17 protein-coding genes are annotated in these 22,881 nt (G+C 45.9%); 3 read left to right on the top strand and 14 right to left on the bottom strand.

The features are described from left to right. Positions 1 to 8 precede the first annotated feature (8 nt). From ATB76_RS09180 to ATB76_RS09115, 14 genes are all read right to left on the bottom strand, one after another. Entirely contained in the window at positions 9 to 1,400 is a 1,392-nt protein-coding gene (locus ATB76_RS09180) for a uracil-xanthine permease family protein (protein WP_061035051.1), read from the bottom strand. Positions 1,401 to 1,652: 252 nt separating this feature from the next. After that, the gene (locus tag ATB76_RS09175; protein WP_061035050.1) at positions 1,653 to 3,638 is read right to left on the bottom strand and encodes a S9 family peptidase; all 1,986 of its coding nucleotides are present in this window, start codon (positions 3,636 to 3,638) and stop codon (positions 1,653 to 1,655) included. Between the two features lie 233 nt (positions 3,639 to 3,871). After that, positions 3,872 to 5,953, bottom strand: a complete 2,082-nt coding sequence (gene recG, locus ATB76_RS09170; protein ID WP_061035049.1) for an ATP-dependent DNA helicase RecG — start codon at positions 5,951 to 5,953, stop codon at positions 3,872 to 3,874. A 211-nt stretch (positions 5,954 to 6,164) separates the two neighbouring features. Then, positions 6,165 to 6,848 (bottom strand): tRNA (guanosine(18)-2'-O)-methyltransferase TrmH, encoded by a 684-nt coding sequence (trmH, locus tag ATB76_RS09165; RefSeq protein WP_038876971.1) that lies wholly within the window; start codon positions 6,846 to 6,848, stop codon positions 6,165 to 6,167. A 52-nt stretch (positions 6,849 to 6,900) separates the two neighbouring features. Continuing rightward, positions 6,901 to 9,021 (bottom strand): bifunctional GTP diphosphokinase/guanosine-3',5'-bis pyrophosphate 3'-pyrophosphohydrolase, encoded by a 2,121-nt coding sequence (spoT, locus tag ATB76_RS09160; RefSeq protein WP_038870099.1) that lies wholly within the window; start codon positions 9,019 to 9,021, stop codon positions 6,901 to 6,903. Between the two features lie 39 nt (positions 9,022 to 9,060). Continuing rightward, a complete protein-coding gene (gene rpoZ / locus ATB76_RS09155) occupies positions 9,061 to 9,333 on the bottom strand; it encodes a DNA-directed RNA polymerase subunit omega (RefSeq protein ID WP_005379346.1) in 273 nt (90 codons plus the stop codon). A 163-nt stretch (positions 9,334 to 9,496) separates the two neighbouring features. Beyond that, on the bottom strand, positions 9,497 to 10,120 hold the full coding sequence (gene gmk / locus ATB76_RS09150) for a guanylate kinase (protein WP_038870100.1): 624 nt from the start codon (positions 10,118 to 10,120) through the stop codon (positions 9,497 to 9,499). A 363-nt stretch (positions 10,121 to 10,483) separates the two neighbouring features. Next, entirely contained in the window at positions 10,484 to 11,698 is a 1,215-nt protein-coding gene (locus ATB76_RS09145) for a hypothetical protein (RefSeq protein ID WP_039975902.1), read from the bottom strand. A gap of 11 nt (positions 11,699 to 11,709) precedes the next feature. Continuing rightward, positions 11,710 to 12,342 (bottom strand): energy transducer TonB, encoded by a 633-nt coding sequence (locus tag ATB76_RS09140; RefSeq protein WP_005529132.1) that lies wholly within the window; start codon positions 12,340 to 12,342, stop codon positions 11,710 to 11,712. 4 nt (positions 12,343 to 12,346) lie between these two features. Further along, positions 12,347 to 12,754 (bottom strand): biopolymer transporter ExbD, encoded by a 408-nt coding sequence (locus ATB76_RS09135; protein WP_005430119.1) that lies wholly within the window; start codon positions 12,752 to 12,754, stop codon positions 12,347 to 12,349. A 25-nt stretch (positions 12,755 to 12,779) separates the two neighbouring features. Beyond that, positions 12,780 to 13,307: a MotA/TolQ/ExbB proton channel family protein gene (locus ATB76_RS09130; RefSeq protein ID WP_038870102.1), complete on the bottom strand. Its 528-nt coding sequence runs from the start codon at positions 13,305 to 13,307 to the stop codon at positions 12,780 to 12,782. A 9-nt stretch (positions 13,308 to 13,316) separates the two neighbouring features. Continuing rightward, positions 13,317 to 14,678, bottom strand: a complete 1,362-nt coding sequence (locus ATB76_RS09125; protein WP_038870104.1) for a MotA/TolQ/ExbB proton channel family protein — start codon at positions 14,676 to 14,678, stop codon at positions 13,317 to 13,319. Positions 14,679 to 14,681: 3 nt separating this feature from the next. Further along, positions 14,682 to 15,446 (bottom strand): DUF3450 domain-containing protein, encoded by a 765-nt coding sequence (locus ATB76_RS09120; RefSeq protein WP_038870106.1) that lies wholly within the window; start codon positions 15,444 to 15,446, stop codon positions 14,682 to 14,684. Positions 15,447 to 15,519: 73 nt separating this feature from the next. Next, positions 15,520 to 18,123 (bottom strand): TonB-dependent receptor, encoded by a 2,604-nt coding sequence (locus ATB76_RS09115; protein WP_061035048.1) that lies wholly within the window; start codon positions 18,121 to 18,123, stop codon positions 15,520 to 15,522. Positions 18,124 to 18,943: 820 nt separating this feature from the next. Between ATB76_RS09115 and ATB76_RS09110 the strand changes: the two genes are divergently transcribed. Genes ATB76_RS09110 through ATB76_RS09100 form a run of 3 tightly spaced genes read left to right on the top strand, consistent with a single transcriptional unit; the run spans position 18,944 to position 22,878 of the window. Continuing rightward, positions 18,944 to 19,969, top strand: coding sequence for an ABC transporter permease subunit (locus ATB76_RS09110; protein ID WP_061035047.1), 1,026 nt, complete (start codon positions 18,944 to 18,946; stop codon positions 19,967 to 19,969). Between the two features lies 1 nt (position 19,970). Beyond that, the gene (locus ATB76_RS09105; RefSeq protein WP_038870110.1) at positions 19,971 to 21,014 is read left to right on the top strand and encodes an ABC transporter permease subunit; all 1,044 of its coding nucleotides are present in this window, start codon (positions 19,971 to 19,973) and stop codon (positions 21,012 to 21,014) included. Between the two features lie 37 nt (positions 21,015 to 21,051). Then, positions 21,052 to 22,878, top strand: a complete 1,827-nt coding sequence (locus tag ATB76_RS09100; RefSeq protein ID WP_038870112.1) for an extracellular solute-binding protein — start codon at positions 21,052 to 21,054, stop codon at positions 22,876 to 22,878. Positions 22,879 to 22,881 lie beyond the last annotated feature (3 nt).

The following is a 22,881-nucleotide window of genomic DNA, read 5'->3' as shown; positions in this document are numbered from 1 at the left end:
AGGCAAGGTTAGGATTCTTTTACCTCTTGAGCAACCTGCTCACCTTCCTCTTCCAATTTCTCTGGAAGCAGTAGGTTCAATACGATAGCGGTGATGCCGCCTGCCGCCACGCCTGTTGAGAAAATACTCTTGATGAACTCAGGCATGAATTGCAGAATTTCAGGTTTTTGTGCAATACCCAAACCCATTGAGAATGACAGCGCCATAATTAGGATTGCGCGGCGATCGAGATCGACACGAGAGATAATGCGCACGCCCGCTGCGGCAATGGTGCCGAACATCACGATGGTTGCGCCGCCCAGTACTGGCTCAGGAATCAGCTGAACAAAGCTTGCCACACCCGGGAACAGACCCAGAATCACCAGCATGCCTGAGATGAAGTAACCCACGTAACGGCTTGCTACGCCAGTGAGCATGATGATGCCGTTGTTTTGGCTAAAGGTAGAGTTCGGGAAGCTGTTGAATAATGCTGCAATCGCTGAGTTCAGGCCGTCAGCTAATACGCCGCCTTTGATGCGCTTCATGTAAACCGGACCTTTCACTGGCTCTCCAGAAACTTCAGACGTTGCGGTAATGTCACCAATCGCTTCTAGTGCCGTAATGAAGAAAATCAGAACCAATGGAATAAACAGCGACCAGTCGAAACTTAAGCCGTATTGCATTGGGATTGGCAGTGCGATGAGATCAGTTTCGCCCAGTGTTGAGGTATCGACCATGCCCATGAAGTACGCCATGACGTAGCCAACCAACATAGCAATTACAATTGATGCAACGCGTAGGTATGGGTTCTTTGAACGGTTAAGAATTACGATTAGGCCAAGTACCGTACCAGCGAGAGCTAACTTGTCTAGGCTACCGAAAGAGCCGTCGCTCATTGCCGCGTAGCCACCGCCCATTGATACCAAACCCACTTGGATAAGTGTTAGACCGATAAGCGTCACGACAATGCCAGATACTAATGGCGTAATGATGCGGCGTGCGTGTTCTAGGACGCGAGATAGCAGGATTTCAGCAAAAGACGCCACCAAGATAGTACCGAAAATCGCTGCCATCATGGTGCTAAGATCAGCGCCGCCAGCTTTAAGAGAAAGACCCGCACCGATGATTGGACCTAAGAAGTTAAAGCTGGTGCCTTGCACTGAAAGCAAACCAGAGCCGATAGGACCAAAGGTACGAATTTGAATAAAGGAAGACACGCCTGACGCAAACAGTGACATGCTGATGATGGTATTGGTTTGGTCTGCAGGCACACCCAAAGACTGACAAATGATCAGAGAAGGAGTAATAACGGCTACGAACATCGCCAATAAGTGCTGAAGTGCAGCAAAAATGGTCTGAGGTAGTGGTGGACGATCGTTTAACTGATAGACCAGTTCCGAAGTTCGGTTTGAAGTTGTCATGTTTGTCTCGCTAGTCGCAATAATTCTTGCCCCAGAGCTCGCTGAATGGGAGTGCTGGGTGGAGTTGACGTTATGACCTGTGATTGCTGTTAATCAGTGTCAACTCAGGTTGGTTTGATGTGACAAGGTGCACACCATAAATTTTGAGCGCGATTATAGAGGGATTTATTCAAAAAGCAAACGTTTGCTTTGGGCTAAAAAGAAAAGGCGATAACGGAATGGTTATCGCCTTTGAGGTTTTACTTTAGGAGGTTAGTTTTTTAAGTGTTTGTCGAAGAAGCCCAACACATGAGCGTAATATTTAGCTCGGTGTTCATCTTTGTAAAAGCCATGTCCTTCATCGTCTAACACAAAAGATTCGTATGGGTAGTTGAGCTTGTCGAGTGCTTTAGCCATCGCTTCATAATGTTCAATAGGCGCACGTTGATCTTTGCCCCCATGCACGAGAAGGATAGAAGCTTTTAACTTGTCTGCATTATGTGTTGGAGACATGGCTTTCCAGACTTTAGGATCGGTTCCCAGTACTTCTTTCAAAAAGCTTAACCCCATGCGGCTATCGGGCACATCACCTTCGGTGAACATCAACTCAAGGTCATAAACACCGGCACTGCCCACGGCGCACTTGAATAACTCAGGTGCAAGGGTGGCGGATTGCAATGCACTGTATCCACCAAAGCTTCCGCCAGAAATACAGATGCGTTCTTTATCTGCGATGCCTTCTGCGACAATGTGTTTGGTGGCGTCGATGATGTCATATTGAATGTTCGTTCCCCATTTACGATAGCCAGCCTCTTCAAACTGCTTACCGAAACCACCACTACCACGAAAGTTTACTTGCATCACAGCATAACCATTGTTAGCGAGAAACTGATTCTCCTCGGTAAAACGCCACCAATCTCGTGGACCATGAGGACCGCCATGCGGATTGACGATAAGAGGGAGATTTTTTGCTTCAGTATTTGGAGGCAATGTCAGATAGCCTGATATGGTTTTCCCGTCTCGACTGGTGAACTCAAAAGGCTTCACTTCGGCCATTTTCTCTGGGTCTAACCACTCTCGTGCCGAGAACAGATAACGGATTTCTTTTGGCTCGGTGGTAAATAAGTAGTAATCCCCAGGATTTCTATCGTTAAAGGCCATAATGACGTAAGCATCACCAGCTTCAGTCTCACTGACTAGGCGAACTTGATGACCGGGTAGAGAAGTGAGGATCTGCTTTAGGTACTCGCTGCGTTTGTTTTTTGGATCAACAAAGGCATAAGTAGGGTAATCACTTTCAAACTCGACGGCGTAAAGTTGCTTTGAGTCTGGATCTAACCAATATTCCTTCGGATCGACGGTATCATCCGAGGCAACTTTTGTACTTTTACCGGTTTTTAAGTTGAGGTGATGGATTGCTCTTGGCTCTCCTGACTGACTTATCGCGGCATAAACGGAATCGTGATTCTCTGCAAAAGAGATAGGATAGAACTCTTCGAAGTTTTTTAAAGCCGCCAATTTATCGGAGCTTTTCCATTGATCGTTGACGCGATAATAAAGCTCGACTTTGTTATTGCTATTCAAGCCTGAAACAAAGCGAACTTCACCATCATGGTCGGTGAGAAACCGACTAAACGGGATGGGTGCTGTCGTTATCTTTGAGCGTCTACCGGTGTATACGTTGACGCGGTACACCTCTCTTGGCGCTTCTAAGTTGAAACTGTATTCACCGAAAGGAAGAGCAGAAACTAAGATATGGCGGTCGTCTTCAGGCAGAATATCTAAGACATCACCGTAAGCTCTCACGATAGAAGATGCTCGTACTAGGCGGCTAGTTTGAGGAGGGTTATAACCAAATATATAAGCGTATTTGTTTCCATCCACATTGGCCGAGACGAGTTCGCCATAGTAGCGAGGAGCGGTAGACCAACTCTTTAAATATTCTTTGGATGCGACAACACGTTCATTATTGACCCAGTAATAATCACCCACTTGCTCGTTACCTGAGAAGCGCAGCACACTGCTCGGCTGCATGGTTTTACTGTCGAGTATAACCAAAGCATCTTTACCATCGATACTGGATTCAAAGGCTAAGTGCTTGCCGTCAGGTGATATTTTTGGATTAAAGTAAGCCGAACTTTTGGCAAAAAGCTCAGCCGACTGAAGAATCGCGCTCTGTTTATCTTGCGCTGCTATGGGGGCGGAGTGTACAGAGCCAACTAATGCTGCTGTTACCGCAAGCAAGGTACGTTTTTTCATGCATCTATCCTTGATGACATTGTGTATTTATGACGTTTTTATATCCGCTTGGAGTATTAACTCTATGTAGAGTTTACGTGCTCTAACTTGTCGTAATTATTGAATAAAGTCGAGTTGGCTTTTATTAAATGAGAGATTCATTGGCGCAATGAATGTATGCGAAACCAACCTTACAGAACGGTGTCTGTAAGGACGTTTATTAATGGAGCGAGGGTCGGTGAGAAAAGAAGAGCTTACGCCTTAGAGTAAATGTCACGCTCGCCTAGCCAACGGTCAATAATTGCGGTCGCATTCGTCGGGTAGTTGTCATGAATGTAACGCGCAATGCGTTGAACTTCTGGAATCAAGCGCTGATCTCGTACTAAGTCAGCAATTTTAAAATCGGCCAAGCCAGTTTGTTTGGTACCAAGAAGCTCACCCGGCCCACGAATCTCTAAGTCTTTCTGTGCAATCACAAAGCCGTCGTTGCTTTCACGTAATACGCCTAAACGTTTTTGGGCGGTTTTTGATAGTGGCGAGTGATACAGCAACACACAATGACTGGCGACTGAACCTCGACCAACACGACCTCTAAGCTGGTGCAACTGAGCCAAACCTAAACGCTCTGGGTTCTCGATGATCATCAAGCTGGAATTAGGTACGTCTACGCCAACTTCAATTACTGTCGTTGCGACCAGCAAATGCAGTTTATTGTCTTTGAAATCCTGCATCACCGCTTGCTTCTCTGCGGGCTTCATTCGTCCGTGCACTAGACCAATTTTTACGTCAGGCAGTTTGCGTTGCAGCTCTTCTGCGGTATCAGCGGCAGCTTGAGCCTCCAAGACTTCAGATTCATCAATTAAGGTACATACCCAATACGCTTGTTTGCCTTCGTTTAAGCAAGCATTGCGCACTCGTTCGACGATATCATCGCGTTTGGTGTCTGGAATCGCGACGGTCTGGATTGGTGTTCGACCTGGCGGTAGCTCATCTATCACCGACGTTTCTAAGTCGGCATAAGCAGTCATGGCTAACGTTCGCGGAATCGGTGTTGCTGTCATGATGAGCTGATGTGGATAAGCACCTTGTTTCGCGCCTTTCTCACGCAGCTCTAAGCGCTGGTGGACACCAAAGCGGTGCTGTTCATCAATAATAACCAAAGCAAGGTGATGAAACTCAACATGCTCTTGGAAAAGGGCGTGAGTGCCCACGACCATTTTCGCTTCACCACTGGCAATACGCGCCAATTCGGCTTCTTTGGCTTTACCTTTCAATTTACCCGCAAGCCAACCGACCTGAATGCCCATTTTCTCAAACCAATTGGCGAAGTTAATCGCGTGCTGCTCGGCGAGCAGTTCGGTGGGTGCCATTAAAGCGACTTGATAGCCGTGTTCAATGGCTCTGACGGCAGCAAGCGCAGCAACTAAAGTTTTCCCCGAGCCTACGTCACCTTGAACAAGGCGCATCATTGGGTGCGTTTTTTCTAAGTCAGCTTCAATTTCTTTAACGACTCGTGCTTGAGCATTGGTCGGCGAGAAGGGCAATTGAGCCAGTAGCTGTTTTTTTAGTGAGTCACACGGCGCCAAAGGCAATGCAACGTCCTGTTGCCCTTTGCTGCGCACTGCCAACATAGAGAGATTCTGCGCCAGTAACTCTTCCATGATCAAACGAATTTGAGCTGGGTGTTTACCTTCATCAAACTCATCCAAATTAATGGTTGGAGGCGGTCGATGAATCGTATGCAGCGCTTGCGACATGGTGATCTGGTGATCGTACAAACCGGAAGGTAGCAACTCTTGTACTGCGGCTTTATCTAGGAGTGATAAGGCTTGTTCCGTCAGGTTACGCAAAGTGATTTGGCGCAACCCATCGGTGGTTGGATAAACGGGGGTTAAGCTTTGTTCCACATCCGGTTTTTGTTCACTTACATAAAACTTGTAGTCAGGGTGGACAATTTCTAAGCCCATACCGCCACGCTTAATTTCACCGTAAGCGTGTACTAACTTACCATTCGAGAAGTTGTTCTTCATCGCAGCAGTAAAGTTAAAAAAGCGTAGGGTAATCGTGCCATTGCCGTCGCTGATTTTTACCGTCAGCATTTTGCGTTTGCCGAAAGTAGTATCGACAGCCATGACTTTGCCCTGTACCGCCGCCCAAAGTCCGGCATGCAGTTTGGCGATTGGATAAATGCGAGTGCGATCTTCGTAACGAAGAGGAAGATGAAACAGTAGATCTTGAACGCTATGCAAGCCAACTTTGGCGAGTTTTTCTGCGACTTTAGCGCCAACTCCAGACAGAGAAGTTAAAGGAACAGCAGATAACATTTGGGCAGACATAGTGGGCTCAAGAAAATAGTTAACATAGCAGTATGTTAACCACTAAGCTGTGTTTTTGTACAGGATTAAGTTAGAGAAAGGGATATGGGAACGCTTACGCTCCGAGATTCGAGAACGCGGAAATAAACTAACCAGTGAGGCGAGAAAGAGCCATATCGGTTGACGATATGAGGTTATCCCGAAGCGAAACGTTCTCGCCTCTCGAGTCTATTTATTTCTTCTGCATCTCTTTCCACCATGATTCGTCAGCCACAATTTGGCCTTCGTCATCAAGTTGTGGGTATTCTAGCCCTTTGCGCTTCGCTACCTTTGCTAAGACCGGATGCCCACGTTCGAACAAAATGCGGTTGATGGTTTCTTTTGGTAGAGCGCTCTCTTCACGTTCGTACATGCCAGCGGCTTCACGCTGACGCTGCGCTTCATAAAGAATCACAGCGCTGGCGACTGAGACATTCAGAGACTGCACCATACCGATCATTGGAATAATGATGTCTTGGTCTGCGAGTTTCTTCGCTTGCTCTGAAGCGCCGATTTTTTCGCTACCCAGAATGATTGCCGTTGGCTTGGTGTAGTCGATTTCACGAAAATCGACCGCGGTGTCCGAAAGGTTAGTGACCAAAACCTGCATGCCTTGCGCTTTGAGCTCGGTAATCGCGGTTTCAATCGAATTGTGAGTATCTACTTCTACCCAGTTACGTGCGCCTGCTGAGGTGTGAGTGAGGGTACGCATTTTGTCTGGCCAAATCGCATGAACTTTGTGTAAGCCTGTTGCGTCAGCAGTACGGATCACAGCGGATACGTTGTTTGGCTTATGAACTTCTTCAAGGCACAGAGTGAGGTCGGTTTGGCGTGCTTTTAGCACCTGATGAATGCGGTTGTAACGTTCTAAATTCATAATTAATAGGGATATAAAAAATCGCCACCCAGTGATTGGATGGCGATGAAGTTTAGTTCTTTCTTCGTCTGACTCGAGTCGCCTGTGGCATGGTCTTAATTTTACGCATGATGCCAGCAAGGTGAACACGATCTTTGGTGGTTAGCAGAACGGTAACGGTGTACAAGCGACCGTCGCGCTCTTCGGTCGAGAGACCGTGAATGTTCGAACCGGTTTTCGAAATCACGTTGGTCAATTCCGCTAACGCACCTTGGTTGTTAAGCATATCGACTTTCAGTTCAGCGATGAATTCTTTGTCGTACTCTTCAGACCAAGCAACAGCCATGTATTTGTCTGGTTCTTTTTGATAACCGCGTACGTTTGGACACGTTTCACGGTGTACCACAAGACCACGACCAGGTGATACGTGAGCGATAATGTGGTCATCTGGGATAGGGTGACAACAATTTGCGAAAGTCAGTAGCAGGCCTTCAGCACCACGGATTGGCAGTTTCTTTTTAGATTCGTTTGGAATCGAACTTGTTGTGGTCAACTCATCGGTGTCACCTAGTAGGCGACGAGCGATGACGATACTCATCAATTCACCCAAACCAATTGCTGCAAGCAGATCATCAACGCTTTCTAAACGTAGATCCGTGAGCACTTCTTGGATGTTTTCTGGGTAGATTGAATCAATCGAGTGGCGACCTAAGGCGTGATTCAGAAGGCGACGACCCAAGGTAATCGACTCTTCGCGACGCATGGTTTTCAATACTTGACGAATCTTAGTGCGGGCACGCGATGTCACGACATAGTTTAACCAAGCCGCGTTTGGACGAGCGCCTGGTGCACTGATGATTTCTACTGTCTGACCGTTCTTCAGTGCCTTACTCAATGGGTAAGGGTTGCGATCAACACGAGTACCAACGCAAGAGTTGCCAACATCAGTATGCACTGCATAAGCAAAGTCGACCGCTGTAGCACCTAACGGCAATTCAACGATACGACCTTTTGGCGTGAAGACGTAAATTTCGTCTGGGAACAGATCCGATTTTACGTTTTCAATGAATTCGAATGAGTTACCTGCACTTTGCTGTAGCTCAAGTAGGCTTTGCATCCAACGCTGAGCTTTCACTTGCGCTGTTGTGCCAGACTTGTCGCCCTTGTCTTTGTATGACCAGTGTGCTGCAACACCTTTATCCGCCATTTGATCCATATCTTCGGTACGGATCTGAACTTCTACTGGTACACCGTGTGGGCCGACCATAGAAGTGTGTAGCGATTGGTAGCCGTTCGCTTTTGGTACTGCGATGTAATCTTTCATGCGACTAGGGCGTGGCTTATACAAGCTGTGTACTTGGCCTAGGACGCGATAACAAGTATCGGCAGTATCAACAACCACTCGGAAAGCGTAGATATCCATGATGGTGTGGAAACGCTGTTCTTTGGTTTTCATCTTGTTGTAGATGGAGAACAGGTTCTTTTCACGACCTAACACGCGCGCATTTAAGCCTACATCTTCGAGTCGGCCTTCAATTTCGCTGTGAATACGTTGGATCATCTCTTTTCGATTACCACGTGCCGCTCGCACCACTTCTTTTAGAACGCGGTAGCGGTTAGGGTAAAGCGCTTCGAAGCCAAGCTCCTCGAGTTCCGTTTTGATATTGTGAATACCAAGTCGGTGAGCCAGCGGCGCGTAGATTTCCAGTGTTTCACGAGCAATACGGCGTTTTTTGTCAGGGCGCAGGGCACCTAGCGTGCGCATATTGTGCGTACGGTCGGCCAGTTTGATCAGGATAACGCGGATGTCTTGCACCATCGCCAGAACCATCTTACGGAAGTTCTCGGCTTGAGCCTCTTTCCTATCGCGGAATTTGAGTTTGTCCAGTTTAGATACACCATCAACCAGCTCAGCGACGGTATTGCCGAATTTCTCTTCGAGATCTTCTTTTGTAACGTCACAGTCTTCGATGACGTCATGCAGCAAAGCAGCTTGGAGGGTTTCGATATCGAGGCGCATTTCGGCCAAGATTCGAGCCACAGCGACTGGGTGGATGATGTATGGTTCACCGCTTGAGCGGGTTTGCCCTTCATGGGCATCTCTTGCTACCACATAAGATTGACGCAGAGCCTCAATTTGAGGCTCTGTTAGGTATTCTTGGGCAACGTCTTTGAGGCTATCGAATAGATACAAATTATAGGCCCGGGAGGTTGTTGAATTCTAAAGTCAGAATTAACGGTTGTGAGCGATGCTGCTTACTGCCGCTAGCTCTGCCGCTTCTTGCTCTTGCTGTTCTTGACGTTCACGAGCGTCTAGAACTTCTTTAGTAATTAAACCTTCTTCGATTTCGCGTAGAGCGATAACCGTTGGCTTATCGTTCTCTTCTGGCACTAGTGCATCTTTACCGCCAGTTTGCATTTGACGAGCGCGGCGAGCCGCAATCAGTACTAGGTCGAAACGGTTGCCAACTTTTTCAACAGCGTCTTGAACAGTTACGCGTGCCATGAGGACTCCAAATAGTTAACTAAATTTTGAATGACGAGAAAGTATACAGTCTCAGCGTAATATTTACTAGCGATAAGACGTGCAACAACAATGACTTTCTATATAAACAATATAAGCTTCCTTACCGTAATAAAGAAGCGAAAATTTGTGTTTCCGAACAGAATTACTCTGCTAGAAGCGCATCAAGCATACCTTTATATTTAGCAGCTTGCTTTTCTTCCTTCAATCTTTCCGCACGTAGAATGGCTTTAAAGTCCATTAATGCAGTGTCGAAATCATCGTTTACGATTACGTAATCGTACTCGTTGTAGTGTGAGATTTCAGACTTTGCTTCTGCCATGCGTTTTGCGATTACTTCTTCACTGTCTTGACCACGAGTGTTTAGACGGCGCTCTAGCTCACCATTTGATGGTGGCAGGATAAAGATGCTTTTCGCTTCTGGCATTTGCTCACGGATTTGGCGTGCGCCTTGCCAATCGATGTCTAGGAATACGTCGATGCCTTTATTTAGCGTTTCTTCAATCCATACGCGTGATGTGCCGTAGTAGTTACCGAACACTTCTGCATATTCTAGGAAGTCGCCTTTAGCAATTAGAGTTTCAAACTCTTCTTTTGCTACGAAGTGGTAGTGCGTACCATTTTCTTCGCCAGGGCGCATGCTACGAGTAGTATGAGACACAGACACTTTCATTGCGTATGTTGGGTTGCGTTCCAACATTGCTGAGATCAAGCTAGATTTACCTGCGCCGCTAGGTGCCGATACGATATAGAGAGTACCTTTGCCCATTGTACTGTTCCACTTTTGGTTGGATTGAGTGAATGCCGAAAGAGTATCGACCTTGTGTCATGCTAATAACGCTTATTGGCGAAATTGGTATAACGATAGCACTGACATTGATGATTTTCTCACCAAACCGCTTGAGATTGGTGATAAACCCGCCAGAAAAATGGAGGCGAAGAGTATCATGATCTCTTTGCGGTGGCTAGCCGATCTTTTGGATCTTTGAGGCTCAGTATAAATTCATATCTTTGTATACAGAAACGAAAAAAGGGGAAGCTTTCACTTCCCCAGGCGTGCGACTGACTCACACTTAATTTTCGGAGCAACCATAACCACTTTGGTTACTACTTTACAGGTGTTGGTGGCCCGTTAGCCTTGAGACTCTAAGAAGTTTATCCAAGGGCTAGCGACAGGCTTCATATCAGGCGATTGCGCTGCACTCTTCATTGCTTTCAATGCATTGCTTGGCTGATTTAATTCGAAGTACGCCATACCTCGAATGTAGTTCAGCTCACCTTTATCATCACGTTTGGCGTCTGGTGCGGCATTCTTAGCAAACTTAGTTGCTGCTGAGTACTGCTTGTCGAGAATCATCAAACGAGCAATCTTGATCTGCGTTTTTGCTTTTGGCGCTAACTTGTAGGCCGCTACATAAGTCTCGATCGACTTATCTAGCTCCTGCGCTTGTTGCCAGAAAGACGCTAGTTTTTCTAAGTTTTCAGCAGTACGCGCAACATGACCTTCTTCCATCGACGTTTGCATTGTTTTAGCCGCGCGGAAAGGTACACCTTGATAAGCTTGGAAGTTCACTAAGCGTAGATACTCTTTCTCTCCCTCTAAAAGACCCATTTTATGGGCCATTTCTAAGGTTGAAAGGGCATTACGCTCTTGTTTGAGTTCCATGTAAATACCAGACAATTGTGTCCAGTAACGCTTATTTTGCGGGTACTTGGTAGTCAAGATTTTTAGCACGCCAGCAACACTTTTGAATTGCTTTAATTCATAGTGAGCAGACATCAACAGCTGATACCAAGATTCACTAGGATTCTTCGTCATTGCAATTGCCTTTTTGGTTGGCGGAATTGCGTTGCGGTAATCTTCTAGTTGAATGTAAGCACTTGCCAATGTGATGTAAGCATGTGCTTGAGGTTTTTCCTCTGTTGTTTCAGCAATCTTGAACCACTCGTTCATCGTATTAACTGATTGCTTAAATTTGCCTTCTGCTAGATAAAGCTGTGCGAGGCTATAACGAACTTGTTGAGCTACGGGTACTGGTAAAGCATCTAACTTGAGTGCTTCAGCAAAGTACTTCGCTGCTTTTGGGTAATCGTCCTTTAAAGAATATAGAAAGCCCATCTGTTGTAGTAACACGGCGCGGTCGTATTTCTTTTTCTTGGTACTTCCCAAGGCAGAGTTCAGTTTAGAGATAGCATCCGAGTATTTTTCAGTTGCAATCAGTTCCTGAACTTTGTTCACAGTTCGGAATGTTCTGTCAGACAACTCTGGTGTTTTTGCTAGGGCAGGTGCGCTGTACGCACCTGCAATAACCAATAGAGAAGCTAACAATTTTGTATATGTTTTCATGTTGCGACTCCTTAGTTAGTAGAGAACTCGATTTCTTGCGATAAGCGCGAAGTTACCGGCTTTCCATCAACCATTTTTGGTTTAAAGGTCCACTTTGATACGGTTTTTCTTGCTGCTTTACCCAAGCCTAACTTACGTGGTGTTTCTTTTAAGACTTTGACATCTTGAACACTGCCACGCTCGTTAACAGTAAACTCTACTAAAACGATACCTTTCTCAATCCCAGCTCGTGCCGCTTTACGTGGCATTTGAGGTTGGAATGTCGCAAGAGGAACTGGGCCTCCGCTTCCAGCCAGTTGAGCGCCACCACCTTGCGAGTAGTGACCGAGTACTGAACCACCTGTAACGTTCACTGGTAGGTCGAGTTTCGGCATATCCATTGGGATTTGATCCATCACCGGTTTGACCGTTGCTGTTACCTTCATTTCAGGTGGCGGCGGTGGGCGCTTCGGTGGTGGTGGTTTCGGGAGTTCGCGCTTTTTCTCCTGTATTTTTTCGTCCGGTTTAATGCGAATGAATTCCACCATACGGAGATCATCATTCGACACTAGCTCGTGGCGCTCTTTGTTTACTAGCTTGTCCATCCCCCAGAACAATCCAAGGGAGACAATGAGCGCCAGTGCAATTGAGGCCAGATACCGCATAGGCTTAATCCTTATTGGTTGCGGCAATGGAGATGCTTTCAACACCTGCCATCTTAATCTGGTCCATCACCTTCACGACTACGCCAGCATTTGCTTCTGTATCCGCTTGGATTACAACCGCACCGTCTGGGCTTTCAGCACGTAGACGCTCGATGTTGGCACGAACTGCATCGACTTCAATACGACGCTTATCTACCCACACATCGCCTGCTGCACCGATAGCAACCATGATGTTACCTTTCTTCACGGTTTGCGCTGAACTTGCCGTAGGACGATTTACTTCTAGACCTGCTTCCTTAACAAACGACGTTGTTACGATAAAGAAGATCAACATGATGAATACGATGTCTAGCATCGGAGTCATATCGATAGCAGCCTCGTCGCTGCTGTCATTGCTATAGCGTCTCTTCATGACCTATACCTCTAATTCCGTTTACTCAGGCAATGTGCTTCAGCTTGTCTTCAAGCTTCTGCGTGGTGACTTTGGCTAAATGATCAAGACGAGTACTAAAGAAAAGTCCTGATAGAGAAGCCACCATTCCCGCTAATGTTGGGATTGTTGCCTTTGAGATCCCCGAGGCCATTGCTCGGGGGCTTCCTGTTCCTGTTACCGCTAAGATGTCGAATACTTGAATCATACCGACAACAGTGCCGAGCAGACCAAGTAGGGGACAAAGTGCAATCAGTACTTTAACGATTGGCAGTCCCTTTCTATTCTCAATATCCTGACGAGAAACCATTTCTTGTCGGATCATCTTAGCGTTCCAGCTTTTATGTTCTGAACGCTCTTCCCAAAAGCTCACCGCTTTTTTCATTGCTTTGGGAGCGACAGCAGCGAAGTAAAACCAACGTTCTAACAAGACTGCCCATAACATAAAGCTGAGGATAAAGATGGCGACAAGTACATCGCCACCCATTCCCAAGAAGCGCCTAATTGATTCAAGTTCTCCAACTAACCACCACATAATGCCTCCTTAGCTTTCGGCTTTATGCAGTTTTTCCTGATAGCGAGCGATGAAGCCTGCACTCTGTTCTTCAAGAGTTTGAACCAAACGGCGACCTTTACTGTGTACGATGGTGTACAGGAACAGTAGAGGAATTGCGACAACTAGACCAAGCATCGTAGTAACAAGTGCTTCTGAGATACCGCCAGCCATTAGCTTCGGATCACCTGTACCAAATAGTGTGATTGCTTGGAATGTACCGATCATACCCATAACGGTACCTAGTAGACCCAGAAGAGGAGCTACCGAAGCAAACAGCTTGATTGAACTGATAAAGCGTTCAATGCTCGGCGCGTTGCGTAGGATGATTTCATCCAGTTTCGCTTCAAGATCCTCAAGGTTGTCACCTTTGTGGTCTTGGTAAGCTTGGATTACTTCACCCAGAGGGTTACCTGGAATAACAGTGTCTGATTTCGCTTGCTTACGCATTTTGCCGCCGATAACCAATAGGCGTAGGTAACAGATAAGCGCGATAAGTGCGCCGATAGCACCCATGCCTAGGATGACGTAACCAACGATACCACCTTGGTCAATACGCTCCTGAACAGTAGGGCTTTGTACGAGTAGAGACAGAATCACACCACGAGATGGGTCGATAAACAAAGGTTCGTATGTGCCTTCTGCTGCTTCAAAACCACCAACTAGGCCAGTAATGTTTTTGCGTGGTTGGCGTGATAGTTCTTCAAACTTAGCGGTTTGAGGTACGTAAGTAACGTACTTACCATCTGCGATTGCGTTAAACTCACCGACAAGAGTGACGTCACGTACCGCTTCTTTACCTTCGCCGTATACAACTGTTGCTTGTGCTGTTGTTGTCTCGCCTGATGCCACTACCTGTTGTAGGATCGTGTGCCAAAATGCTTCAAGTTCTTGCGTTGATGGAAGTTCTTTACTTTCTGCTAGTTTCGTAAGAAGTGCGTCACGCTCTGGGAAAAGAACAGCATTTTGTGAAGCGGCAAATAGGCCTTTAAATTCACCTGCATACTGACGAACCACACCAAACATTTCACCTAACGTACCTGAACGAACACGTAATGTTTCTGTTAGGTCAGTTAGCTGTTTGTCGTTTTCATCAAATGTTGCTTTTAATTCGTCACCAAGAGCTTGCTGTGCTGCAAGTTCTGCACGTGCTTTTTCAAGAAGTGCAGCTTGTTGGTCACGGTTGTTTTTGAACTCAGCTTCACGAGCCTTGTTCTCTTTTGATTCAACGATACTTTCTGATTTTACGTTTTTCAGTAGCTCAGATAAGTTCTTAGGTGCTTCAGCTTGCGCACCGGAAATCATGAATAAGCTCGCTAGCAAACCAGCGGCTAGAGTTTTGAATCCTTTCATTTCTTATTCCTCCCCAGCAAATACAGGCAGTTTGATCAGCGCTGGTGGCGCTTGTTTCTTAGCGATACGAAGGCCTTGCTGTACAGCGATACGGTAGTTTTCTGGTAGTGATTCCCATTGACGGGTTTGTTGATTCCACATACCTGTTTCACCGCCATCCGGAGATTGGAATAGAAGCGCAGTACGACCAATACGTAGGAAGTCGTAAGTCACGGTCTCACCGTTACGCTCTAGGCTAGCTTTGTAAGATTCGATTGAGCGAGAGAAGCCTTCTTCAATTTGATACGCTTCCATCACTTTACGGAATTTCTCAGAAGTTGTTACGTCTGCACGATCCATCAGGTCACGCAATTCGTTAACGCGCTTTGCGCGTTCTTCCTTTTGGAAAGGAAGATCAAGCACAACGAACTCATCAAGAGCGTCGATCATTTTCAATGTAAGAGGCACAACCTCAGTCGCGGTTTGATCGATTTGAGCAATCTGGCTGTTTAATGAATCCAATTCGCCTTGCTGCGATTGAACCATACGATTGATTTGCTCGTTGTAGATTTTCATGCTGTCGATCTGACGCAGAAGGCCTTTGTATTCAGCCAACATGCCTTCAGTGCTTTCAGCATAGGTGTCGATTTTTTGTTGTGAAGCCTGAGAAGACTTCGTCGTTTTTGCTTGGTTAGCGACGACGGTACCAGAGTCTGCAGCGACGGCTGCTCCGCTTACCGATAAAATCGCGGCAGTAACTGCACTTACGCCAAATTCCTTTAACGTCATAGTTGCATCCTTGTCAGTGTATAAAAGTCAGTCGAGTGGGGCGCAGGAAAAGCTCCTGCGCCAAAGGTTTTAATTAAAAGTTTTGAGAGTATTTCACGAAGTAAACGCGGCCTTGAATGCTGTATAGGTCAGCATCGTAAGTCACACCATCAGACTCAAATGCTGGGTCTTCATCGGTAAGGTTACGTACACCTGCAGTGAACTTCGCATCCCATGGAGCTAGGTAGTTGTATGCTACGTTCCAGATGGTTTGTGATGGGATGTTGCCTGTCTTGTTGTAGTTCTCATCAACGTCTTGTGCTTGTGACGCGATGTAGTCTGCTGATAGGTAAACATCGTGCTCTTCTAGGAAGTTAAGGCCAACACCTGTGTTGAAACGGTACTCAGGTAGACCATTACGGCCAACTTGGTTGTTCACTGGACCATTCACGTATTCAGGTGCGCTGTAGTCAAGAACATAGCTACCCATGAAGTCGTAACGTAGAACAGCTGAGTCGAAGTCGTAACGGTAGCCAACTTTCAGGTCAAGACCAGAAGTATCTAGAGTACCTAAGTTTTCTAGGCCTGCTGTTGCGTGCGTAATACGGCCTGTTGCATCACGGTCGATGTTCGGGTTAGCAACACCACTGCTACGCTCTTGGTCGATCATGCTTTGTAGAGAGTTAAGCGTGATTACGTCATCGATACTGATGTTGTAGTAATCAAGTGTCAGGTCTAGATCTTCGATTGGTGAGTAGCTTACACCGAAGTTAAATGACACAGATGTTTCAGCATCTAGATCTTCGTTTGATGTACGAGTTACGTCGTACTGAGTTTCTGGACAGTCTGCGTCAGAGATGCCGTTTGCTTGACAGTAAACGTAATCTTTTGCGCTATCTGCAGAGAAGCTATCCGCACCGTAAAGGTTTGCTAATGTTGGCGCACGGAAGCCCATGCCCGCACCTGTACGGAACATTAGGTTATCAAGAGGTTGGTAACGGAATGATGCTTTTGGTGAAATCTCACTACCGAAGTCACTGTAGTGGTCGTAACGTGCCGCAATATTCATCTCTAGCTCATCGGTAAACGCGATCAGAGACTCTGCGTAAAGCGCGTAAGTTTCACGGTCACCACCTGCTGAGTTACCAGAACTACCGATGATGTTACCTGCTTCACTTTGTGGATCGTATTTGTCAAAGTAATCGTAAGTTGTGAACTCTGCACCAACATACACAGGAATGGTAATGTCACCGATTTCTGCTAGGTCAAACTGAAGACCACCGTAGAAGTTGTGCATTTCCATTTGCGTTTCGCGGCTTGTTCCGGCTGCTAGGTCACTCGTTGCATCAGCACTGAACTCGCCATCAACAAACTCGCCAGAGTTCGCTAGCTGTTCAGCCGGTGAGCGGAACACGTAACCTGTACCAATTTCGTTACTGTTCGAGAAGTTAAGCTGGTAACCCGTTTCCCAAACCACATCACCGAAGCTATCTGTGTAAAGTGTGCCGTCTAGGCCTGCTTTCAAATCAGCTTGGAAGTCAGTTACGTTATTGTCACGCGTACCTACGTTGTTGAAACGGTAGTAAACACGAGCAGGGCCCGCTGCTGGATCGAGACCATTCTCTGTGAAGAAGTCAGAACCACCAGATGTTGTTGGGTCAACTTCAAACCAACCTGCTGCAGGAGCATAACGACCGAAGCTTTCGTTGCGGTTCAAAAGCACTTGTGCATTGAACGTTGTGTCGTCATTCAGGAAAATATTACCGTTAACAAAAACAGTATTACGCTCTAGAGAAGCAGTTTGCGCAGCATCAGCTGTGTAGTCGTAACCACAGATATCACCCAGACCAGGGTAGTTGGTTAGACCAACAAAGCCTTTTGATGAATCACAAGTTGCGTCTGTGTCGTAACCTTTCAGCGCTTTAAGCTCACCATTATGGTAAACGTTTCGGCCGTAGATACTCACACCAGACATATCAAAGTAGTTGTCCGCACCAGTATTGGTTGAGCTTAGGTAGTCACGATCGCGTTGGTAGATTTCGTCTTTACTATCATGCTCAAACGAGAACATGATGTTGCCTTTCTCACCACTTGTACCCATCACGAAAGCAACATTCTGTTCATCGCCGCCTTCTTGACTAGGGATACCTGAACCAACTGTGACGTTGATGCCGTCGAACTCATCTTTCAAGATGATGTTCACTACACCCGCAACAGCATCTGAACCGTATACAGCGGAACCACCGTCGGCCATTACTTCAACACGTTCTACGATTGCAGAAGGGATTACGTTGATGTTGGCAGCACCGCCACCCATAGCTGCTGAGCCGGGAAGGCGTTTGCCGTTAATTAGAACTAGAGTACGTTCAGAACCTAGACCTCGTAGAGAGATGGTTGCTTGGCTTTGTGCCGAGCTGCCTGAACGTTCGCTGTGTGAACCAAAAGAGTTAAATGAAGATTTACGTAGTACATCAGCGATAGATACATCACCGGCACGTTCAATTTCTGCACGGCCGATTACTGCTACTGGAGTGCTTCCTTCCATAGACGCACGTGTTAAACGTGAACCAGTAACTTTCATCTTTTGAAGTTTTTCAACTTGCTGCTCTTCTGCCTGTGCTGCTAGTGGGGCCACTGCCGCCGCCGTTCCCAGTGCAAGGCTGATCGCAACAGATAAAGCGGTTGTGTTTTTATACATCCTTGTTGCTCCGATTATTATTATTTCCTATGTATGGTCACTTAAAGACCAATTGTGACGTTAAGATTTCGTTAACGCTTGCCACATGTATACCTGAGGTGAAAAAAGGAAGTCAAACCAGTGGTAAACAGAGATAAGGAAATGTAAAAAAGATGTAAAATTCCAAAAGTGATGTAAATCACAGAATAAATGGCTGTGTTAGGAAGGGTGGGTGAGATTAAATATTAATAAAACACCGTATTTTGTGTTTCTTGTAAAGACTAATGACTTATGTGGCCTTTGGTTTTTAACTAGGCGATTGGTACTGAAAATGGATGCTTATCTAGAGAATTATTCTGATTTGTTTTTTTTATGGAATGGTCTCTATGTTAACTCGATCGCAAGGAGTGGTATCAGAATATGATACCCACCATTATAAAAGGGCTCACTCGTATTTCAGGGTCAAATAGTAATGGGCGTTTTCGTCTAATTATTCTCTATATATGCATGTTTATATAGGGTTTTGGCTCTAAAGTGCCCAGATTGATATTCTGTATGAATTGGTTTTGTGGTTTTTTATAATTTTTTACAAAAACATTTCTATTTTTCGACCTCGAGGGAAGTTTGTCATGTTTTGGGTTCAAACACTTGAAGCTTCAGTGGATTCAAGATAAATATGACGCTGAAATTATTGCAGTAGTGGAAAAAACTGGCTTTTGAAATTCAGGGAGTGTGTTTCAACAGCTTTAGTTACTACGGGATAGAGATGCACCATTTTGGGCCGGATTCCTCCTCTCCAATTCCGCCTAATAATGGACAGTAGACAAGGAGCAAGTTGTATATGCTGTCGTACTTTTTACGCCGTTTGGCGTTGGTTATCCCAACGTTTCTCGGGATTACCATTCTTATCTTTGCTATCACGCGATTCGTACCTGGTGGTCCGGTTGAGCGCATGCTTTCTCAAATGCAAGCGCAAGGTGATGGCGCCGCGTCAATGACATCTGCTGGCGGTAATACCGCTCTCTCCGATGATCAAATCGCTGAGCTGAATGCGTTTTATGGCTTAGATAAACCAGTGATGGAAGCCTATGTTGATTGGTTGAGTCGCTTGGTGACGCTTGATTTAGGTGAATCTACTCGTTATTACGAACCTGTGTCTGACATGATTGCAGAGCGCTTACCTGTTTCTTTGTTTTATGGCGGAATGACCTTTTTTATCAGTTATTTTATTTCGATTCCGCTCGGCTATTATAAAGCGCTTAAACACGGCTCCGTATTTGATTCCGCTTCTTCTATTCTCATCTTTGTCGGGTACGCACTACCCGGATACGTGGTTGGTGTCCTACTTATCACCTTGTTCAGTTATCACCTAGAGTGGTTCCCGATGGGAGGCTTTGTCGGAGACGACTTTGATGACTATGAAACCTTCTTTGAGCGCGCAAAAGACATCATGTGGCATGCGGTACTACCTCTTATCTGTTACCTGATTGGTGACTTTGCAACGCTAACGATGACAATGAAAAATAACCTGATGGAAAACTTGTCATCCGATTACATTCGTACTGCGATTGCAAAAGGTTTGCCATTTAAGAAAGCAGTACGCAAGCACGCGCTGCGCAATAGTTTGATTCCAATCGCCTCTCACTTTGGTAATTCATTGTTGTTCTTTATGACAGGTGCATTCCTTATTGAAGTAATTTTCAATATTGATGGCATCGGCCTGCTTGGTTATGAGTCCATCATGGAGCGCGATTATCCTGTAGTTATGGGCATCGTAGCTATCAACGCGGTATTGCTACTGATCGGTAATATCATTTCAGATATCTGTGTTGCTTTAGTCGACCCACGTGTGAAGTTTGGAGCGTAATATGATTAAAGTTAGCCCATTAACTCAAAAGAAGTTCCGTCACTTTAAAGAAATCAAACGCGGTTATTGGTCATTTTTGATCTTATCAACCATGCTGATCCTTTCATTGTTTTCGGAGCTGTTGATCAACAGTAAGGCACTGGTCGTTAAGTACGATGGTAGTTTTTACTTTCCTGTCGTCAGTGATGTCCGCTTGGGTTCTGAGTTTGGCCAAGCTTCTTCTAGTGAAGCAGACTACCGAGAGCTACAAAAGGTATTCGAATTAGAAGGTGGCGATAACTTCGTTGTATTACCTATTGTACCTTGGAACCCATACGAGCAAGACTTTAGCGGTGATTTCCCACCGACAGCGCCAAGCGCGGAAGATAAGCACTACCTAGGCACTGATGTGATTGGTCGAGACATTTTAGCTCGATTGGTTTATGGCTTTCGAACGGCAATGGGCTTTGCGTTGCTAACCATGGCCATCTCGTATGCGATTGGTACTGCCGTGGGTTGTGCGATGGGCTTCTGGGGCGGAAAATTTGACTTATTTGTTCAGCGTTTGATCGAGGTCTGGTCAATGGTTCCGTTTTTGTACGTCATCATGATCCTCGTCTCGATAGTGCAACCAACCTTTACTCTGTTCGTCGGTATTAACGTACTCTTTGGGTGGATGGGAATGACTTGGTACATGCGTACCATGACCTATAAAGAGTCGGCTCGTGAATACGTAATGGCAGCACGTGCATTAGGTGCGTCAACCGGCCGTATCCTGTTCAACCACATCCTGCCAAATACCATGGTAATGATTGTGACGCTGGCACCATTTACTATCGCAGCGAACATCACAGCACTGACAGCACTAGATTACCTAGGCCTTGGCCTGATGCCTCCGACACCAAGTTGGGGTGAGTTATTGCAACAAGGTAAGTCGAACCTAGACTCGCCATGGATCGTTGCTTCTGTTGTTAGCTCTATCGTACTGGTGCTAGTGATGGTGACCTTTATTGGTGAAGCTATCCGAGCTGCATTCGACCCAAAAAAATTCACGCGCTACGTTTAAGTAAGCATTGTGAGCAAAACATAAAAAGGGAAGTTTTATGAAAAAATTATTATTAGCGTCAACGCTGAGCGCCCTGAGTTTTGGTGCGATGTCAGCAACGCTTCCGACTGACTTAAACTGGCAAACAAACTGGGATGAGCCTCAATATGGCTCTCCTGAAGCAAAACGTGGTGGTACCTTCCGAGCGTATATGTCGAGCTTTCCTCAGACTTTGCGTAGTGTTGGCCCCGATGCCAACTCAGGTTTGCGTTCTTATATCCTGGATGAAACACCGGGATTGGTTGTACGTCACCCTGATACTCTCGAATTTATTCCGGAGTTAGCTAATGAATGGGCGTTAGCGGGTGATAACAAAACCGTTTATTTTAAACTGAACCCAGAAGCAAAATGGTCAGATGGTAAACCTGTCACTGCCGACGATTTTGTATTTATGCTGAAGTTCTATCGCTCGAAAGACATTCTTGAGCCATGGTATAACGATTACTATAACAAGACTGTTGAAGATGTGATTAAGTTCGATGATTTAACGTTCGCGGTTAAAGCCGCGAAAGAACTCAATCCTGAAGAGTTGTTGTTAAGAATGGGCGCACTGCGTCCTCGTCCTGCTCATTTCTATGCGAATCCAAAGAAAGATGAGAATGGTGATGGTATTCACGACAACTTTGTTCGCTATTACAACTTTAAGAGTGAACCAACTACGAGTGCTTACTACCTAGCGGATATCAAAAAAGGTAAAAGCGTTACCTTTAAACACGTAGGCGAAGACTGGTGGGGTTACTCGAACAAGTACTACCAAAACCGTTATAACGTCGACAAGATTCGCATCACCGTCATCCGTGATAACGATATTGCCAAGAAGCACTTTGAGAAAGGTAGTTTAGATGCATTTGGTCTGGTTCTACCAAGCTTATGGCATGACAAATCCAATACCGCACCTTACCAAAAAGGCTACATTCAGAAGTTCTGGGGTTACAACCAATACCCTGTAGGGGCTGGCGGTGTTTGGATGAATACTGCAATGCCATTATTGGATGATTTAAACATCCGCAAAGGCATTACTCACGCGATCGACTTTGATGGCATGATCGAAAACATCATGCGTGGTGACTACAGTCGTAAACCAAACCCAACAGGTTACGGCCACGGCAAATACACGTTGCCAGATGCTAAAGCTCCGAAATTTGACCCAGAAAAAGCGGCACAAGCGTTTGCTGCAGCGGGTTTTGATAAGATTGGTTCGGACGGTATCCGTATCAATGACAAAGGCCAACGCTTGAGCTTCGAATTGACGTACGCGACACCAGTACACACGCCTCGTATCGCCTTTGTGCGCGAACAGGCTAAATTGGCTGGTTTAGACATTGAGCTTAAGCTGATCGATGGCTCTTCGATGTTCAAATATGTGCGTGAGAAGAAACATGATTTAGCGTTCCTTGATATGGGCACTTCTGAGATACCAACCTATTGGGAATACTTCCACTCAGTGAACGCGAATAAGCCTCAAACCAACTCGTTCACAAACTACAGCACGCCTGAACTTGATGCGAAGATCATCGATTATCGCTTCAATATGGACATGGACAAAAAGATCCAACTTGGTCATGAAATCCAGCGTGACATTATTGATGCGCACGTGATTGTTCCTGGTTATATGGTGCCTTACGTTCGTTATGGCCACTGGCGTTGGTTAAAGCTACCAGAGAAGCCAATGAACCGCATGACGGAAGCACTGTTTAGCGGTGGTATCATTGGTGATGGCACTTACTGGATTGATACTGATGTGAAGAAAGAAACCCAGAAGGCGATGAAATCGGGTAAAACTTTTGAACCGGTTGTTGTCGTTGATGACACTTATAAGCTGTAAGGA

It is taken from the genome of Vibrio sp. MOR3 (assembly GCF_001557775.1).
Taxonomy (GTDB): domain Bacteria; phylum Pseudomonadota; class Gammaproteobacteria; order Enterobacterales; family Vibrionaceae; genus Vibrio; species Vibrio jasicida.
The sequence above is the reverse complement of the archived record's forward strand: the minus strand, read 5'-3'. Positions and strand labels throughout refer to the sequence as shown.

Bases quoted from the DNA above. Each gene is read 5' to 3' on its own strand.
- ATB76_RS09180 (WP_061035051.1), bottom strand. From the start codon at position 1,400: ATGACAACTTCAAACCGAACTTCGGAACTGGTCTATCAGTTAAACGAT.
- ATB76_RS09175 (WP_061035050.1), bottom strand. From the start codon at position 3,638: ATGAAAAAACGTACCTTGCTTGCGGTAACAGCAGCATTAGTTGGCTCT.
- recG (WP_061035049.1), bottom strand. From the start codon at position 5,953: ATGTCTGCCCAAATGTTATCTGCTGTTCCTTTAACTTCTCTGTCTGGA.
- trmH (WP_038876971.1), bottom strand. From the start codon at position 6,848: ATGAATTTAGAACGTTACAACCGCATTCATCAGGTGCTAAAAGCACGC.
- rpoZ (WP_005379346.1), bottom strand. From the start codon at position 9,333: ATGGCACGCGTAACTGTTCAAGACGCTGTTGAAAAAGTTGGCAACCGT.
- gmk (WP_038870100.1), bottom strand. From the start codon at position 10,120: ATGGGCAAAGGTACTCTCTATATCGTATCGGCACCTAGCGGCGCAGGT.
- ATB76_RS09145 (WP_039975902.1), bottom strand. From the start codon at position 11,698: ATGAAAACATATACAAAATTGTTAGCTTCTCTATTGGTTATTGCAGGT.
- ATB76_RS09140 (WP_005529132.1), bottom strand. From the start codon at position 12,342: ATGCGGTATCTGGCCTCAATTGCACTGGCGCTCATTGTCTCCCTTGGA.
- ATB76_RS09135 (WP_005430119.1), bottom strand. From the start codon at position 12,754: ATGAAGAGACGCTATAGCAATGACAGCAGCGACGAGGCTGCTATCGAT.
- ATB76_RS09130 (WP_038870102.1), bottom strand. From the start codon at position 13,307: ATGTGGTGGTTAGTTGGAGAACTTGAATCAATTAGGCGCTTCTTGGGA.
- ATB76_RS09125 (WP_038870104.1), bottom strand. From the start codon at position 14,678: ATGAAAGGATTCAAAACTCTAGCCGCTGGTTTGCTAGCGAGCTTATTC.
- ATB76_RS09120 (WP_038870106.1), bottom strand. From the start codon at position 15,446: ATGACGTTAAAGGAATTTGGCGTAAGTGCAGTTACTGCCGCGATTTTA.
- ATB76_RS09115 (WP_061035048.1), bottom strand. From the start codon at position 18,123: ATGTATAAAAACACAACCGCTTTATCTGTTGCGATCAGCCTTGCACTG.
- ATB76_RS09110 (WP_061035047.1), top strand. From the start codon at position 18,944: ATGCTGTCGTACTTTTTACGCCGTTTGGCGTTGGTTATCCCAACGTTT.
- ATB76_RS09105 (WP_038870110.1), top strand. From the start codon at position 19,971: ATGATTAAAGTTAGCCCATTAACTCAAAAGAAGTTCCGTCACTTTAAA.
- ATB76_RS09100 (WP_038870112.1), top strand. From the start codon at position 21,052: ATGAAAAAATTATTATTAGCGTCAACGCTGAGCGCCCTGAGTTTTGGT.